The following is a 16,709-nucleotide window of genomic DNA, read 5'->3' as shown; positions in this document are numbered from 1 at the left end:
AACGCGGCCTCCACGGGGAGGCCGGTGCTGCGAATACTGGCTGGCTAGACTTCCGAATCCCAGATCACCGTGGCCGTCCCGGTATAGGTGGTGCCTGGGGTCTTGAGCATCTCGCCGACGTCGTCCCTGCCCACCTCGAAATGCAATTTCGCCGGTCGGTTATCCAGGTAATAGACGGGCTGGAGCAGCTCGGTGCCCACACCGTCCAGGCGCAGCGGCAGTTTGTTCACCGGCTGGTCGTACTGGTCGCGCACGCCGTACGGCAGGCTGACGGCGATCTGCACCGGCACCTGGTCGCCTGCGTCGTTGCGCAAGCCGCAGGTGTTACCGATCACCAGCCCGCATTCCAGGTTCATCTTGAAGCGCGAGCTGGCCGAAAGAGTGAAGGTCTGGTCGCGAAACAACCGCGCCGGGCGCCGCCCCTGGTTGAGCCAGGCTTGCCAGCCGCCTTCGGGCAGCAGCTCGATGCGACTGCCGCCGGGTGGCAGGTCGACCTTGAGCACGTGTTCCACCGTCAACGAAAAATTGAAGGTCAGCACCTCGTCGTTCGGCATGTAAATGTCACCGAAATCGAAATCCTTATACGGCCCGATGCTATAAGAGATCGACCCCGTGTACTGCCCCGTCCTCATACCCAGAGGATTGGGTGTGCGCAATTCATACGCATATTCAAGCATGCTGAAGTTGGAGGTGGGGACCCGCTCCGGCGTCGGCATGCTGCAAGCCCCCGCGCCCTCTGGAACGATCCAGAACCATAATCGAAGCGTATTTCCCGCCGCCCACATGCCCGTGTATTGGCAGGGAGCAGGTGGATGCGTCCAGTTCGCCGGCAACGGGCTCCAGATATGCACTCCGGGCGGGTTGGTGGTATTGAAACGGCTGCCAACCCCGGAGATACGCATCTCCACTATCTCGCGATCACCCTGGGCCGAGACCACTTCAAAACTGCGCCACTCGGAGGGCACCTTGAATGTCAGCCCCTGACGGGGGTCTGCGTGGTAGGGCTCAATCGGGCCGACGCTGGCAAAGGTGATATCCGTGGTGCGGATGCTGAATATCCCCAATGCCTCGCACCTTGCCGGCATATGCCCAGGGCACACCCCGCTTTGCGGGGTGGTATTGGTGAACTTGTTGACCATCGGGTTGGTAGGATCGGGGCGAAACTGCGCCGTGATGTCCTGCACGGCGGCCGAAGCGAAGTGTGTCGCCAGGCACAAGGGCACAGCCAACAACGCCGCTCGCCAAGATGTGCCTGTGGTTCGAGTGTTCATACACATTCTTCCGTTTTAGAGTCTTGCCCTGACATTCAGCTGGCTGCCTTGGGCACAGGATTGAGTTCAGCCAGGGTCTCCGGCGTACACCGCAGGTCGCCGATCATCAGCACGTCGTTTTCACTCGGCGCGTTGGCGGGATCCAGGCGGAACTGGCAGAGCAACTGGTTCTGGTAGCGCACTTCCAGGGTCGGCGCGCTGGCGCTCATTTCCATGGAGAAGAACCCGTCCACTTCGCTGACCCCACGGCTGGCGTGGTTGATCACCTGATGGCCGCGCAACGGCGCGCCCTGTTCATTGAGCAAGCGCCCCAGCACCGTCACGGTTTTCATCACGGTGACCTTGCGGTAGTCCACGCCGCCCTTGTTCAGGTGGTAGGTGGAACGTGCCGGCTGGATATTCGCCGCCGGTGGGTAGTTGCCCTCGAAGTCGAACGACACGGTGCTGCTCTTGTACGGTGACACCGGTACATAGTTGCGACCGGGGCGCAGCACCACGCTGCCGCCGCTCAAGTCATCGGCGCGCAGCGTGATCGCGTCCAGGTCGGTCTCGACGTCGACGATCATGCCGGCACCGTTGCCCTGGTACTGGCTGCTCAGCAAGACCTTGCCGGCCCCGGCAACCAACGTGCTGTTGAGGTTCAGGCCACCGGTGAACTCGCCGTTAAAGGAACTGCGCTGCACGAAGCCGTCACCGCTGACCGCCTCAGTGCTGAAACTGGCCATGCTCGACAGGCCCACGCCGTAGGTGTCGGTGATCGCCGTCGCCGAAACGCTTTGCAGCACGTGGTCGGTCAAATCCTGGCGAACCGTCACCGAGGCGTTGTTATCCCGGCCACCGTCACGCGCGGTGCGGGTACCGATGCTGCCGGATATTTGTCGGCCGTCGGTGCCCAGGGCCAGGCTCAAGGTTACGTCCACGCCACGGTTGCGTCGGTCATTGGTGCTGCCGCTGCCGGGGCGATCAAACAGCGAGAAACGCCAGTTGGCATCACTGCCCAACAAAATGTCGCGACGGTTCCAGCCCAGGTCGATACCGGCGCCTTCCACATTGCCTGTGCTGTGGGAGACGCGCATGTTCACCGAGTTTTTCGCGTCAATGCGATGGTTGACCGACAGCGCACTGTTGCTGGTCTGGCCGACGAAGGTATTGCGCCGCAGACGGGTGCCGTCGGGCAGGGTTTCGAAGGTGTCGCGGGTGTCGAGCCAGCTGCGGTTGTGGCTGAACACCAGGTTGGTCGCGCCAAAGGTGTAGAGCCCTTGCAGGTCCATGCCGGTGCCATGGTCCCTGGTCTGGAACACGTTGGCGTAGACGTTGATGTTGTTGGCGACCGACCAGTCCACCGAGCCGCCGTATTGCAGTTGCTCACGCACCTCGCGTGCCGACAGCCCCAGAATCACCCTGGGATGCAGCAGGTAGTTGACGGACGCACCGGCGGTGATCGAACCCGAAGACTGTTCTTCCCAGTTGCTGAACAACTTGGTCTCACGCCCGGCAAATACGTTGTAACGCCAACGGTCTTCGGCATTGCGCCAGTTGCTGGGCTTGTAGACCAGCTCCTGGGTGGTACTGACGGTCAGGCCGTCTTCGATCAGGCGCACTTCCACCTCATAGATACCGCCGGGCAGCGGGCGCGTATCCAGGGTCTGCAGACCGGCCGCCACCGCCTGGGTGTTGATCAACAGGCCGTTGCGATAGATCTCCACCGCCGCCTGGCGGTTGGCCGTGACGTAGATCGGGTAGACGCTGGGCTTGGGATTGTTGATAGCCAGACTGTCGGAACTGCCGTACATCGCGCCCACCGCCGTGTCGGGGCTTGCGCCGAAGCTGCGCAGTTGTCGGGTGAGGCCATCGGAATTGGGGGTGAAATGGCCCAGGCGAAAGAAATTGCCTTCCAGTTCACGCTGGGTGTACAGCTCATGGATAGCATGGCGCATGGGTTCATCGGCGCCGCTCTGGCGCGCCAGTTGCAAATTGAAGACCTGGCTCCAGTTGCCGATGCTGGAACTGGCCTGCAGGCCGTAACGCCCGCCCAGGTCCTGTTCCTGGCCGCCGTTGAGGTTGAGCTGATTGTTGATGATCAGGCCCAGGCTGCCGTTTTCGGGCTGCGCGTAATAACGCGGCGCGTCGTCGGTGCGCTCCACGTTCTGGGTGATGATCGACAGCTGTGAGCTTTCCAGGTTGTAGAAGGCCGATACCAGTTGCTGCGGGCACGACTGGGTACACGCGCCCAGGGCCACGCCTTTTTCCAGGATCGCCTGCCAGGTGTCGCGGGTGACGGCCGGGACTTTGCTGTCGGCGGTGTCGGTAAATTCCAGCAGGCTGACGCGGTCATCCTGGGTCAATACGATCAGCGCTTCGCCCAGCGGTTGCTGGTCAAGGTCGATGCGCACAGCCAGCGGCACATCGAAAAAATGCTCGGCAAAACCCGAGGGCAAGCCTTGGGCCTGGGTGATCAGACTACCGGGAGTCGAGGCGGCGTTGGCCTGGGCTGCCAGTGCACTCGTACCTATCAATAGCGCAAGCGTCGCCGCGATGTGAGTCATCGGGAACATGAACGGAATACTCTGAAGGCCAAGAGACGGGTTGAAAACCAGGCCGGCGGGATGGAGGAGAGGGACCCCACCGGCCTGTAAATGACCCGCAAGCGTTCGCTCAGCGGGTCTGCATCCACATCAAGGCGCTACAGGCAGTACCGCATCGAATACCACCGGCATTACTGCGGTATAGGAACCACGCTGGGTAGCGCTCGGCTTGGCGGCAGCGATGCGCATTTCAGCGCCAACACCTGGCGTGGAGTCGGCTTCGTTGACCACTTCCTGTGGGGTACCGGTCAGGGTGACGCCGTTGAGGGTGGTGGTCAGCGGGATGTTTTGCGCAGCGTCACCGTTGAACAACACGGCCGGGCCGCCTTCGATGTAGGCATGCACCGAACCGTTGGTGTTGCGAATGTCGTAGATCGCGCTCAGAGGCGACAGCTCACCACTCACCAGGTTGTAGTTCATGGTTTCGTCACGGCCCCAGTTCGGATCACGCGGTTGGGCGTGGAACACGGTGGTCGGGATGTTTGCCTTGAGGTTGACGGTGTGGCTGGCCTCGCCGGCAGCGAACGCCGGCGAGGTGCTCAGCGCAATAGCAGTCAGGGAGGCAGCAAATGCAAACTTCTTGAACATGGTCAATACCCGTAGTTGTAAACAGTGAGTGACTCGTCGGTAAGTTTAATAAAAGCACTAGGCTTTAGAGGACTTACAACGAAACCGCGTTGCGCTCAGTTAGTTGAGTCGCCGCAACGCCAGACAATGATCCACTGAATTCAAATGCGGGTATGCAAGGCACTTCCTGTTGAACCGTAGCCCAAAGATACTGGGCTCGAAGGAAAAAGATGGCACTTTGCCAAAACTTAATTTATGGCTGTAAGAAACCACCTACATAGACTCATCGTTAACAAATAAACCAAAAACTCATCTGTAAGAAGTGGGTGGAAGACGGAGCGTCATGCCTAGGCTCACGGCCACTTAAAGTTCAAACACAATATATTTGGAACAACTGAGCAGTTACTCTAAATAGTTATACGCTTACTTCAAATAATTGCAATTGACAGGACGACCGCCAGTCGACTCAGCGTTGACGGTGCCGGAGCAACCGTCGGTCCGGAAGGCTTGCGCCAGCGATAAGATATATCTTAAGTTGTATCTAACCCTATCGAAGAGCGCAGAAAACATGAGAGAGCACCACCCCCACGACAGCCGCGACGGCTTCGACAAACGCATCGGCCGCGAACGCGGCGGGCGAGGGCCACGCGTCTTTGCCCCAGGCGACCTGAAACTGCTGCTGCCGGCCTTGATCGCCGAACAGCCCTGCCATGGCTACGACCTGATCCGCCGGATCGAAAGCCTGTTCGACGGCGCCTACAGCCCCAGTCCCGGCGTGATCTACCCCACCCTGACCTTTCTCGAAGAGAGCGAGTTGATCAGCGGCGATGCCGAAGGCGGAAAAAAGCGCTACACCATCACCGACGCCGGCCGTCTCTTCCTAAGCGAGCAAGCCGTTGCCCTGGATGGCGTGCGCATGCGCATTGACGTCAGCAAGCGCTCGCTGCGCGGCCAGGACCGCCCCCCGCAAATCCATGAGGCGGTGCACAACCTGCGCCATGCCTTGCACTCGCACCACGGGCGCTGGAGCCCTGAAGAAATCACGCGTGTCGCGGCGCTGCTCAACCGCACCGCGCAAGCCATTGCCGACGGGAAAGACCAATGAACACACCCACCATTCATCGCGTGACCCACGAAATCAAACGCCGCCGCCTGCAAGTACTGCGCGTGGAGGACATCACCCCGCGCATGCGCCGCATCACCCTGGGCGGCCCGGAACTGGCGGGCTTTGTCAGCCTGGGCAGTGACGACCACATCAAGCTTTTATTCGCGCAGAACGCCGCCGAACAAGCGGCGCTGGAAAGCCCGACGTTCACCATCAAGGGTGACGGCCCGCAACCGGCGATGCGCGACTACACGCCACGGCGCTTCGACCTGAGCATTGGCGAACTGGATATCGACTTCGTGCTGCACGGCGATGGCCCTGCCTCCACCTGGGCCGAACAGGCGCAGGTCGGCCAGCACCTGTATATCGGCGGGCCACGGGGCTCGATGATCGTGCCGGATATGTTCGACAGCTACCTGCTGATCGGCGATGAAACCGCCCTGCCCGCGATCGGTCGCCGTCTGGAAGAACTGCCCGCCGGGCGCAAGGTGCTGGCGGTGATTGAAATTGCCGATGCCGCCGAACGCCAGGTGCTGCAAAGCGCTGCGGATGTCGAAATTGTTTGGGTGGTGCGCGGCCAGGACGACCTGCTCGACGTGGTGCGTAACCTGACGCTGCCCGGCGGCACGCTGTACAGCTTTGTCGCAACCGAGAGCAAGCTGTCGCGCCAGGTGCGGCGGGTGTTGCTGGATACGCACAAGGTCGATGAGCAATACCTCAAGGCCGCAGGTTACTGGCGGGCCGAAGGCAGTGAAGAGGAACCAGCCTGACGCGGTCAAAATGTGGGAGGGGGCTTGCCCCCGATGGCAGTTTGTCAGTCACTGATGCATTCACTGACATTCCATCGGGGGCAAGCCCCCTCCCACATTGACTGTGCCCACTTTAAAATTCAGGGTGATTTCAAGCGGTTATCCAGCCCTACTACCGCCAGCGCAATCACGATGAACCCCAGCAAAATCCCCCCGGCATTCACGAACACCTGTGGATAACCCAGGCTGTCCACATCGATGAACGGGTATTGATACTGCCCCAGCAGATGCCCGCGCAGCAGCACATAGGCGAAGTACACCAAGGGGTAAATCACCCACCCGGCAATGTGCTTGACCCGCAAGCTGCCCTTAGGCACGCACCGCCACCAAAAGATCAGAAACAGCACCGGCATCACGTCGTGCAGCAATTCATCGGCGATGAATTGAAACCCCTCCGGGGTCCACAAGTGCCGCAGCAACAGGTTGTAGGCCAGACTCACCACGACGATGCTCACGGCAATACCGCTGCTGATCACAGGCGCGAGAAAAACCCGCTTGGCGGCGGACTCGCGCTTGACCAGCCAATAGCTCAGCACCACCACCACCAGGGTATTGGTCAGCACCGTGAAGAAACTCAGGAAACTGATCAAGCCGCCCAGCAGGCTGGCGCCGCTGGACCAGCGCGAGTACAAAATCAGGTACTGCTGGATCGCCAACCCCGCCCAACCGGCCAACGCGGCCACTGCGACAAAGCGCTTCACGGGTTCAATCCAACGGGCGTTTGGTGCGCATCAGCTTGACGTACAAGCCTTCGACTTTTTCTCGGGCCCAAGGGGTCTTGCGCAGGAAAGTCAGGCTCGACTTGATGCTGGGGTCGCTCTTGAAGCAGCGAATGTCGATGCGTTCGGCCAGGCCCGCCCATTCGTAGTGTTCCACCAGGGTGGTGAGGACGTGTTGCAGGGTCACGCCGTGGAGCGGGTCGTTGCTTGTCGCGGTCATGCCGGGCCTTTTGCGAGAGAGGAAATACAGCCGCGCACCTTAGCCGACGGGGCGTGACGGTGGAAGCTCTGCATTGAATATAGCGCGTCGGTAAAAGTTCCCCCTTCCAGCCAAAAAAGAGATGTTATATTGTAACGATACTTATCAAGATCCTGCCAAGGAATGTCCTATGTCCCTCTCTTGTCTCTGGCGCCTGTCGCCCCTCGCCGCCGCCCTGCTGATCGGGTCCGAAGCCCATGCCCTGGAACTGCAACCTCAAATCATCACCGGCAATCCGCTGGGCAGCGAGCAACTGGCCTCCCCCACCACCGTGCTCGAAGGCGATGACCTGACCCTGCAGCAAAAAGGCAGCCTGGGCGAAACCCTCAACAAGCAGCCAGGGGTGTCGTCTTCCTACTTTGGCCCAGGCGCCAGCCGGCCGATCATTCGCGGCCAGGACGGCGATCGCATTCGCATCCTGCGCAACGGCGTAGGCGCGCTGGATGCCTCGTCGCTGTCCTATGACCACGCCGTGCCGCTGGACCCGATCAACGTCGATCGTGTCGAAATCCTGCGCGGCCCGGCGGCCTTGTTGTACGGCGGCAGCGCCATCGGCGGCGTGGTCAATACCTTCGACAACCGCATCCCCACCGCAGCCATCGAAGGCATTCACGGTGCCGGTGAACTGCGCTACGGCGGCGCCGACACCACCCGCAGCAGCGCGGGCAAGCTGGAGGCCGGCGACGGTACCTTCGCCTTGCACCTGGACGCCAATGCGCGGGAATTCAACGACCTGAAAATTCCGGGTTATGCGCGCAGCCGCCATGCCCCCGAATCCGACGATGGCCCCGGCAAGCATGGCCGCCTGGGCAACAGCGATGGGCGCCAGGATGGCGGCGCGGTGGGCGGTTCCTACACTTGGGATGATGGCTACGCGGGGCTGTCCTACAGCAACTACGACAGCAACTATGGCTCCCCTGCCGAACAGGACGTGCGCATCCGCATGCAGCAGGAGCACTACGCGTTCGCCTCCGAAATGCGCAACCTGCAAGGCCCGTTTACCTCGGTCAAAGTCGACGCCGGCTACACCGACTATCAGCACCGCGAGATCGAAGGCGGCGAGACCGGCACCACCTTCAAGAACAAAGGCTATGAGGCGCGGGTGGAAGCCCGCCACCAGCCGATCGGTCCGTTCAACGGCGTGGTCGGCGCACAAGTGACCCGCAACGAATTCTCGGCCCTGGGTGAAGAAGCCTTCGTGCCCCAGACCGATACCAACGCCGGCGCACTGTTCATTCTTGAGGAGATGCAAGCCACCGAGCGCCTCAAGCTCAGCCTCGGCGGGCGCCTGGAACACACCAGCGTCGATCCGGATGCCAAGGGCAACGCGCGCTTCGCCACTGCCGACAAGACCAATGACTTCACTGCCGGCAGCCTGTCCTCCGGCGCGGTCTACACGCTGACGCCGGTCTGGTCATTGGCCGCCACCCTGGGCTACACCGAACGTGCCCCCACCTTCTACGAGCTGTACGCCAATGGCGCGCACGTTGCCACCGGCACCTACGAACTGGGCGATGCGAACCTGTCGAAAGAGAAAACCGTGTCCAGCGACTTGGCCCTGCGCTTCGACAACGGCACCCACAAAGGCAGCTTCGGTGTGTTCTACAGCCGCTTCTCCAATTACATCGGCTTGCTCGGCACGGGTCGTACGCTCAATGACGAAGGTGAAGAGGACGCGGGCGGTATTCCCGAGTACACCTACTCCGGCGTACGCGCACGTTTCGCCGGCTTCGAAGCGCAGGATCATTGGAAACTTGGCGAAGGCGCCTACGGCAAGTTCGCCCTGGAGCTGTCGGGCGACTACACCCGCGCCACCAACCTGGACACCGGCGAGGCCCTGCCGCGCATCGCGCCGCTGCGCTTGAACAGCGGCTTGCTGTGGGAGCTGGACCGCTGGCAGGCGCGTATCGACGTGGAACATGCCGCCGGCCAGGGGCGCGTGCCGAGCAATGAAAGCGGCACCGACGGCTACACCACCCTGGGCGCAAGCGCGGGCTACCACTTCACTGTCGGCAGCAGCCAATGGCTGGCGTTCGTCAACGGTGAAAACCTGACCAACCAGACCGTGCGCTACGCCAGCTCGATCCTGCGCGACATTGCGCCGGCACCAGGGCGCAGTGTGCAGTTTGGCGTGCGCACCACCTTCTAACCAGCGCTTGAAACCCCTGTGGGAGGGGGCTTGCCCCCGATAGCGGAGTGTCAGTCGGCACATTCCTGACTGACAGACCGCTATCGGGAGCAAGCCCCCTCCCACACTCTCATTTGCAGCGACTATCTGTCACTGTTACCAAATCTGAAATGATGCATCTTGCGATTCACCCTTTCTCTAAACGCCCCGCCGCATTATCCTTCGCAACAACCTGAAACGCTTCACCTCCCGGTCGACCCCATTTGCCGAATCTCCCTTCATGCAGAGACAGCGCTGTCTTAAATCGGCCTGCGCTCGGGGGTTTATTGCCCGCCCGTGGATAACCCGGTTATTCAGGGAAAAAACCAAAAAAAACGATGAACCAAGCCCGTGACGAATCGTCATCTACAGTGAAGCACGGGGTTACATAATTCCAACGTAACGGAGAAACACACTATGAGCACTGATGGTGCCTCAAGCCCAAGCCGCCTGCTGCCCAGGTTGCTGGGTGTCTTGCTGCTGATCATGGGGCTGGCCTTGCTGGCCGGTGGGGTCAAGCTGAGCATGCTCGGCGGCTCGCTGTATTACCTGCTGGCCGGTATCGGCATCGCCTTGACTGGCGTTTTGCTGCTGGCTACCCGCCGCGCTGCGCTGGGCCTGTACGCATTGGTGCTGTTCGCCAGTACCGTGTGGGCCCTGTGGGAAGTCGGCCTGGATTGGTGGCAATTGGTACCGCGCCTGGCCCTGCTGTTCGCCTTGGGCATCGTCATGTTGCTGCCGTGGTTTCGCCGTCCGTTGCTGCGTGGTCAAGCCGCGCCGCTGGGCACCGGCGCGCTGAGCGTGGCCGTGGTGCTGGCGGGCGCTACCGCCCTGGCCAGCCAATTCACCAACCCGGGTGAAATGGTCAAGACCGGCCAACTGGACCGCGATGCAGTGCCAGGCATGGCCAGCGCTGCACCGAGCCAGGCTGATGGTGACTGGAATTCCTACGGCCGTTCGGCCTTCGGTGACCGTTACTCGCCACTGGCGCAGATCACCCCGGAAAACGCTCACAAGCTGGTGCCGGCCTGGACCTTCCGTACCGGTGACATTCCTGGCGCGGGCGACCCCGGTGAAACCACCGCGGAAAATACCCCGCTGAAAGTCAACGGCATGCTGTACGTGTGTACCCCGCACAGCCAGGTCATCGCCCTGGACCCGGACACCGGCAAGGAAATCTGGCGTTTCGACCCGAAGATCACCACCCAGGGTGCTGAGAACTTCAAGGGTTGGGCGCACATGACCTGCCGTGGCGTGTCGTACCACGATGACGCCGTCTACGCCTCCGAGCAGAGCCCAACCGGCAGCGCCAGCCCGGCCGCCGCGCCAACCGCCTGCCCGAAACGCATCTTCGTGCCAACCGCCGACACCCGTCTGATCGCCCTGAACGCCGACACCGGCAAGATGTGCGAAGACTTCGGTGACAAAGGCCAGGTCGACCTGCGCGCCAACATCGGCAGCTTCGCCCCAGGCGGTTACTACTCCACGTCGCCACCGGCCGTGACCAAAAACCTGGTCGTGATCGGTGGTCACGTGACCGACAACGTTTCCACCGACGAGCCAAGCGGCGTGATCCGCGCGTTCGACGTGCACACCGGCAAGCTGGTGTGGAACTGGGACAGCGGCAACCCGGACGACACCACCCCGTTGGCCGAGGGCAAGACCTACACCCGCAACTCGCCGAACATGTGGTCCATGTTCGCCGTGGATGAAAAACTCGGCACGCTGTACCTGCCGATGGGCAACCAGATGCCCGACCAGTATGGCGGCGACCGTACCGATGACTCCGAGAAATACGCCGCTGGCCTGACCGCCCTGGACATCGACACCGGCCACGTGAAGTGGACCTTCCAGTTCACCCACCACGACCTGTGGGACATGGACGTGGGCGGCCAGCCTTCGCTGATCGACATCAAGACCGCTGACGGCGTCAAGCAAGCGGTGATGGCATCGACCAAGCAAGGCAGCATCTACGTGCTCGACCGCGCCACCGGCCAACCGGTCGTGCCGATCAATGAAATCCCGGTGCCACAGGGCGCAGTCGCGGGCGACCGCACGTCCCCTACCCAACCCAAGTCCGACCTGAACTTCATGCCACCGCCCCTCAAGGAACGTGACATGTGGGGCGTGACGCCATTTGACCAACTGATCTGCCGGATCGACTTCAAGTCGATGCGCTACGACGGCCCGTTCACCCCGCCATCGCTGCAAGGCTCGATCGTGTACCCAGGCAACTTCGGCGTGTTCGACTGGGGCGGCATCTCGGTTGACCCGGTTCGCCAGATCGCGTTCGTGAACCCAAGCTACATGGCGTTCAAATCGAAGCTGATCCCGGCTGCCGAGATCGCCAAGCAAGGCCCACGCGTCAGCGAAACCGAAGGCGTACAGCCGAACAAAGGCGCGCCATACGGCGTGATCCTCGAAGCGCTGCTGTCGCCGATGGGCCTGCCGTGCCAGGCACCAGCATGGGGCTATGTGGCCGCGGTCGACCTGACCACCCACCAAACCATCTGGATGCACAAGAACGGCACCGTGCGTGACAGCTCGCCGGTTCCGATCCCGCTGACCATGGGCGTGCCTAGCCTCGGTGGTACGTTCACCACCGCGGGTGGCGTTGCGTTCCTGAGCGGCACCCTTGACCAGTACCTGCGTGCCTATGACGTGAAAAACGGCAAGCAACTGTGGGAAGGCCGCCTGCCAGCAGGCGCGCAGACCACCCCGATGACTTACACCGGCAAGAACGGCAAGCAATACGTGCTGGTCATGGCCGGCGGTCACGGTTCGCTGGGCACCAAGCAGGGTGACTATGTGATGGCGTTCAAACTGCCGGATTAAGCGGTACCCGGCGGTAAAACAAAGGCGGCTACCTGCATGGGTAGCCGCCTTTTTCAATTGCTTACTGATGCACATCTACGCCTGCGTTACAGGTTCGTGCGGGATGCCGGTGGCTTGGCCATAGTGGTATCGGAACCAATATCAACCGGCACTTTGCCGCGAAACGGCAAGTAGTGGTTGAACGCAGTGGACAGGTGTTCCAGCTCCGCCTTGGGCAGGATGACGCCTTCCAGGTCCGGTCGTGCCGTCACCCAGCTTAGGTGATAGGCATCACCCATGTTCTTCTCCAGAACATCGTTCATCATGATGGGCCCAGTGATTTCGAAAATTCTCTTTTCATACGCATCGAATGCTTGCTGCTCCAGCGCGGTTGGACGATCCGGCAAATACGGTCGATTGCTGTCCAGCCACGCTTTGTTCGCTTTAAAGCGCTCGTACAACGTCGCACTCATTTCCTGAAGAACCGGGTTGTCTTTGTGACTGGCGAACACGCTGTTGTTATAGCCTTCAAACCCCACACTGTCCTTGTTCACATGCGTGTTCATCAACACTTGGCCAGGGGCCGCGTTGAGTTCAAGGCCGTCGACCTTGGCCATGATGATGTTATTGCTGTCGAGGTGAATGCCGCCGAACTCGTTATTCCACTTATAACGAAGCCAATCCGAAGCCGCCGCATAGTTTTCCTTGGGGCCATGTCGGAAATACTCGTAGACCTCGCCGCTCTCCGATGCCTTGAGCCGCGCGAAGACATCACTTTCATTCAAATTACGGACTTCAAGGTTGCTCGCCTTGCCTTCAAGTGCAACCTTGATTTGCTGGAACACCTCAGGGGTGTCCGCGTCCACGTTGACAACTGATTTGTAGCCGGGCGTTTTGTTGGCATTGTTTATTATGTTCTCCAACCGATGGGGCGGCAGCAGGCCGCCCATCCACAGGTAGTTGATCTCTTTGGGTATCGGTGCGACAGCATCGGGAATACGCGGCAGCGTGAAGTTGATGGTTTCAACGGTACTCGACTTGGGCAGCGTGTCCTTGGCTTTCAGGTACTCCTCCACCGAGCCGGACTCCCATTGATAAGGCCCTGTTCGCCAGCGCACCTGATTGCCATGCATTGCTCGCCAGGCGCCCAGCTCAACATCGAACCGCATCGTATGGCTGTCACTGGCACTGAATACGACCTGGCCGTCGGGCCTGATTTTACGCGTGACTTCTTCCATGGGCAGCTCGATGGAAACCCCCTTGGCGGTTACCGGAGTGCCCCCAGACAACCCCAGGCGCTGCCACTCGCCTGCCGCGTTGCGACCTATCACAAACTCGGTCTGCCGATTGGTCCTGGGATTGATGAGGCGCGCTTGTACCGTCGTTTGATCGGCCGCGCTGCCAACCTCGCGCACCTGAAAAACAGCCGCACGGCCGGATTCATCAACATTGCGGATGTACAGCCGGTTGTCCGTCGCTCGATAGATGCCCTGGCTGTCGGGAGTTAACCCGGCCACCCTCGCCGTGCTGACGGCGTAGCGATTGAACAGGGCATTATCGACAGCGTTCACGGCGCCCTGGCGCGGTTGGAGCGCGCGAAAGTCTTTCAGAGGCGGGCCGTAGACCTGCCCGGTTTTCAAATCGTAGGCATGCCATTGACCTGCGTGGCGCTTGGCCGTCACGCCCACTACACCGGAGGCTGCGCCGGCCACTTTCATCTCGCCGTCGACGACGCCAAAGGTCTTGGCGTAAGAAGCAATATTGCCGCCCTGCTGACGCAGCACCTGCAGCTCTCGAAACGTGGTTTGCAGCAGCGTTTTTGCTCCTTGCAGGCCCTTCAATGCAAGAGTGCCCAGACCATCGCCGGGGTTCAGGCCGCCAAACGCAGCCTTCAGTAAAACATCCGACGCCTTGAACGCACGCGTGCCAAGTTTTTCGCCGGCCCTGCCCAACGCCTTGCCCGCTTGGCCGACCCCTTTGCCAAACGGGATGACGAAACCGAAGATATCGAGTGCGGCGTCCTTGACCGCAGCACTGGTGTTGCCTTTAAGAACGTTCTCCATAGCACTCCAGAACGGCACCAGCCCCGTCACGAAGTTGTAGGCGGCGGTGATGCTGCCCTCTTCCTTTTCCACCTCTGTCACACCTTTGGCGGCGGCTTTGATCGCTTCTCGCGAGTGCAGCAGATGGTCGGCCACCACCGCGCCAATGGTTGCAAAACGCGCCTCGGCATCCGTCGCGGTACTCACTTGCTGCCCCGGCCTGAGTTCCGGCAAAGAAACGCCCTTGATCGCTTCGGTCAACAACCCGCCGGACCATTTTCCCACCTGCGGCGACGTGCCATTTTCATAGGCCTCGTAATCAACCGCGACGTCAACGCCTTTGGCCTGGGTCGTTTCATAGTTTTCGGGATTAGACACCCTGGGAGGCGGGTTCGGCAGATACCTGGGCAAGTCATGACGAGGACGGATCAGCCCTTGCAGGGGGAACACTTCGTAATAGACATAGCGGACGTTCTTGTGATCGCGGTCACTGCCGTTCGGGTCTATCTTCGACTTCACCCGCATCAGCAGGCCGTAACGTGCCTTGGCGGCTTGCGCCTCTGCTGCCGACTCTTCGCCTGCGGCTTGTGCGGCACTGGCTTTGCGCAAGGAAAAAAACTCGACGTGGCCCGACGCGATGGTTTTCTTGTCTGCGTCTGGAAGATCGGACTGCAGTTTTACAACGACCTGGGTGATGGCCTCCTTCATACCGCGAAGGTAATTATCCATCCGGCTGTCAAACATCTGATTGATATCGGGGAGCGGCCTGACCCGAAAATACTTTCTATTCGTGGAGCCTATCGAGAAATCAAAAAGGTGTCCCTTTACGATACGGTCCGTTTTACCCGCCATGTAGATATCCAGCAGCGAGTGGTACTCGCTTTCGTTGCCATTTGACTTGGCGATGCGGATATCGCGGACATCAAAGGGCCCATCAATGCCGAAGCTTTCTTTGAGTTGCTCAAGCGCCATTTCCCTGCGGTTTGGCATAGGGGCGCTCAGTTGGTCGTGGGCTTTTTTCTGCGCAGTGAGGCCCGCATTGAAGGCATCGCGAAGCGCCGCCACGGCCGCGGGCGTATAGGCGTCGTCCTCCTGTCGAGCAATTTTGCCCTTGGCAATTCCCCATTCGATCAATGCGTGGGCCTGGGCTTTGTCCTGGACAAGCGCCTGGGCCTCGGAGACCGGGCTGTGTTCGGCCCGCGCCATGAGTGTCTGAAAGTTTTCTTGCTCGGCAATACCTGGGCTCCACTGCTCGCAGGCCTCAACGGCTGCCGTCAACCTCGCCCAGGCTGCGGATCCAACCACCAGGTTGGCAGGCATGTCCGCGACGATGAACGCCGGCGCCGCCCCCATCAGCAGCAATCGGGCGGCGGCGGGCGCCATCTCGGCAGCGACTTGGTGCTTGTCCACCAGGTGTTGGACCAGACGCTCCGCTACCACCGAAGGGTGCACGCCCCAATTGGCGGGTTGATTCAGGTCATAGCCGGCCACTACACCGCGCTTGTCGCCAGCCTTGGCGTCAAGCTCCAGAACCATGGCGGTGAGAGCCCATTCGGTAGCGCTGTCGGGCGTCGAGACGCCATCAAACGCTGCCTCGAGTTTTTTGCCCAGGTCTTGCATCTCGGCGCTTTCGATCATCTTGGCCAGCGTTCCCGCCGTGCTCAGCCCTCTCGCTTCAGCGCCATGCCTGGCTTGAAATACATTGAACGTCCCCTGCCCGGGCGACAATTGCCCCATATGCTCGGCCACCATTGCTCGCAGCTGGGTTTTCTGTGCGCTATCAAGGGTGATGGGCCTGGACAACAGCCCCCAATAGTTGCCTCGCGATTTAGGCTCAGGCAATGGCCGGGCATTCACTTCGATCAGGTTTGCCAGTTGCTCGAGATTTTGCGGAACATACAGCTTGTTTTCACTCAGGTACCACGCGATGGGCACTTGCTCACCAGGCTTGATTTTATTCGCCTGCCCAAAGGTCGACAGCGAGTGAATATTTACACGGGTATTTTGCAACAACGTGGGCAGATCCAGCCCTGGATCTTTTTCGATGGCTTGCCGAATCTGGTTTAAAGCGCTATTCAAACTCACCAGGTTATGCGTGTTACCGGCCCGCTCTTTCCAGCGGTCCGCCAGCTGCGGGCTGGCTGGCGGTGTTTGGCGGGGGGCTGGACTCACAACTGGCGGCGTCACGTCGCTTGCTACGGCAGCCACACTGCGTCGAAGCCGCTGTACTGCAGGCCGGGCAGGGCCCGATGTGCTTTCGGTTTCGCTGGCCTGGTCTGGCTGCGACAGCGGTTCGTTGGGTACGGACCGGGGCAGGGGCAAATTCGAGTGCACAAATGAAGAATTAGGATTCGATGGAGGAACGTTCATA

General features: G+C 60.7%; 10 protein-coding genes. 4 read left to right on the top strand and 6 right to left on the bottom strand.

All coding sequences use genetic code 11. The features are described 5' to 3' along the window. Positions 1-44 precede the first annotated feature (44 nt). The 3 genes from SC318_RS05715 to SC318_RS05705 form a co-directional block, all read right to left on the bottom strand. Positions 45-1,271 carry a hypothetical protein gene (locus SC318_RS05715; protein WP_320429991.1) on the bottom strand — a complete coding sequence of 409 codons (1,227 nt, stop codon included), beginning with the start codon at positions 1,269-1,271 and terminating at the stop codon, positions 45-47. A 35-nt stretch (positions 1,272-1,306) separates the two neighbouring features. Further along, positions 1,307-3,826, bottom strand: coding sequence for a CS1-pili formation C-terminal domain-containing protein (locus tag SC318_RS05710; protein ID WP_320429990.1), 2,520 nt, complete (start codon positions 3,824-3,826; stop codon positions 1,307-1,309). Positions 3,827-3,946: 120 nt separating this feature from the next. Beyond that, positions 3,947-4,444: a CS1 type fimbrial major subunit gene (locus SC318_RS05705; RefSeq protein ID WP_320429989.1), complete on the bottom strand. Its 498-nt coding sequence runs from the start codon at positions 4,442-4,444 to the stop codon at positions 3,947-3,949. Positions 4,445-4,991: 547 nt separating this feature from the next. Between SC318_RS05705 and SC318_RS05700 the strand changes: the two genes are divergently transcribed. Together SC318_RS05700 and SC318_RS05695 are read left to right on the top strand one after the other, a co-directional pair. Then, complete coding sequence (locus SC318_RS05700) at positions 4,992-5,528, top strand: PadR family transcriptional regulator (RefSeq protein WP_320429988.1); 537 nt, start codon at positions 4,992-4,994, stop codon at positions 5,526-5,528. Continuing rightward, the gene (locus SC318_RS05695) at positions 5,525-6,298 is read left to right on the top strand and encodes a siderophore-interacting protein (RefSeq protein WP_320429987.1); all 774 of its coding nucleotides are present in this window, start codon (positions 5,525-5,527) and stop codon (positions 6,296-6,298) included. The genes SC318_RS05700 and SC318_RS05695 overlap by 4 nt, the downstream gene beginning before the upstream one ends. Before the next feature lie 119 nt (positions 6,299-6,417). Here the strand turns inward: SC318_RS05695 and SC318_RS05690 are convergent, their stop codons facing one another. Together SC318_RS05690 and SC318_RS05685 are read right to left on the bottom strand one after the other, a co-directional pair. Then, the gene (locus SC318_RS05690; RefSeq protein WP_320429986.1) at positions 6,418-7,038 is read right to left on the bottom strand and encodes a Pr6Pr family membrane protein; all 621 of its coding nucleotides are present in this window, start codon (positions 7,036-7,038) and stop codon (positions 6,418-6,420) included. A gap of 4 nt (positions 7,039-7,042) precedes the next feature. Continuing rightward, positions 7,043-7,276 carry a VF530 family protein gene (locus tag SC318_RS05685; protein WP_024073644.1) on the bottom strand — a complete coding sequence of 78 codons (234 nt, stop codon included), beginning with the start codon at positions 7,274-7,276 and terminating at the stop codon, positions 7,043-7,045. A gap of 169 nt (positions 7,277-7,445) precedes the next feature. Here SC318_RS05685 and SC318_RS05680 point away from each other — a divergent pair, with 169 nt between their 5' ends. Both SC318_RS05680 and SC318_RS05675 read left to right on the top strand, forming a co-directional pair. Next, the gene (locus SC318_RS05680) at positions 7,446-9,464 is read left to right on the top strand and encodes a TonB-dependent receptor (protein ID WP_320429985.1); all 2,019 of its coding nucleotides are present in this window, start codon (positions 7,446-7,448) and stop codon (positions 9,462-9,464) included. Between the two features lie 435 nt (positions 9,465-9,899). Continuing rightward, entirely contained in the window at positions 9,900-12,317 is a 2,418-nt protein-coding gene (locus SC318_RS05675) for a glucose/quinate/shikimate family membrane-bound PQQ-dependent dehydrogenase (protein ID WP_320429984.1), read from the top strand. An 86-nt stretch (positions 12,318-12,403) separates the two neighbouring features. Here the strand turns inward: SC318_RS05675 and SC318_RS05670 are convergent, their stop codons facing one another. Beyond that, positions 12,404-16,546 carry a glycosyltransferase family 32 protein gene (locus SC318_RS05670; protein ID WP_320429983.1) on the bottom strand — a complete coding sequence of 1,381 codons (4,143 nt, stop codon included), beginning with the start codon at positions 16,544-16,546 and terminating at the stop codon, positions 12,404-12,406. Positions 16,547-16,709: the final 163 nt, after the last annotated feature.

The sequence above is a fragment of the Pseudomonas sp. MUP55 genome (assembly GCF_034043515.1).
Classification (GTDB): Bacteria; Pseudomonadota; Gammaproteobacteria; order Pseudomonadales; family Pseudomonadaceae; genus Aquipseudomonas.
The sequence above is the reverse complement of the archived record's forward strand: the minus strand, read 5'-3'. Positions and strand labels throughout refer to the sequence as shown.

What these genes read in the sequence shown, in the direction of transcription:
- SC318_RS05715 (WP_320429991.1), bottom strand. Translation starts at nt 1,271, where the DNA reads ATGAACACTCGAACCACAGGCACATCTTGGCGAGCGGCGTTGTTGGCT.
- SC318_RS05710 (WP_320429990.1), bottom strand. Translation starts at nt 3,826, where the DNA reads ATGTTCCCGATGACTCACATCGCGGCGACGCTTGCGCTATTGATAGGT.
- SC318_RS05705 (WP_320429989.1), bottom strand. Translation starts at nt 4,444, where the DNA reads ATGTTCAAGAAGTTTGCATTTGCTGCCTCCCTGACTGCTATTGCGCTG.
- SC318_RS05700 (WP_320429988.1), top strand. Translation starts at nt 4,992, where the DNA reads ATGAGAGAGCACCACCCCCACGACAGCCGCGACGGCTTCGACAAACGC.
- SC318_RS05695 (WP_320429987.1), top strand. Translation starts at nt 5,525, where the DNA reads ATGAACACACCCACCATTCATCGCGTGACCCACGAAATCAAACGCCGC.
- SC318_RS05685 (WP_024073644.1), bottom strand. Translation starts at nt 7,276, where the DNA reads ATGACCGCGACAAGCAACGACCCGCTCCACGGCGTGACCCTGCAACAC.
- SC318_RS05680 (WP_320429985.1), top strand. Translation starts at nt 7,446, where the DNA reads ATGTCCCTCTCTTGTCTCTGGCGCCTGTCGCCCCTCGCCGCCGCCCTG.
- SC318_RS05675 (WP_320429984.1), top strand. Translation starts at nt 9,900, where the DNA reads ATGAGCACTGATGGTGCCTCAAGCCCAAGCCGCCTGCTGCCCAGGTTG.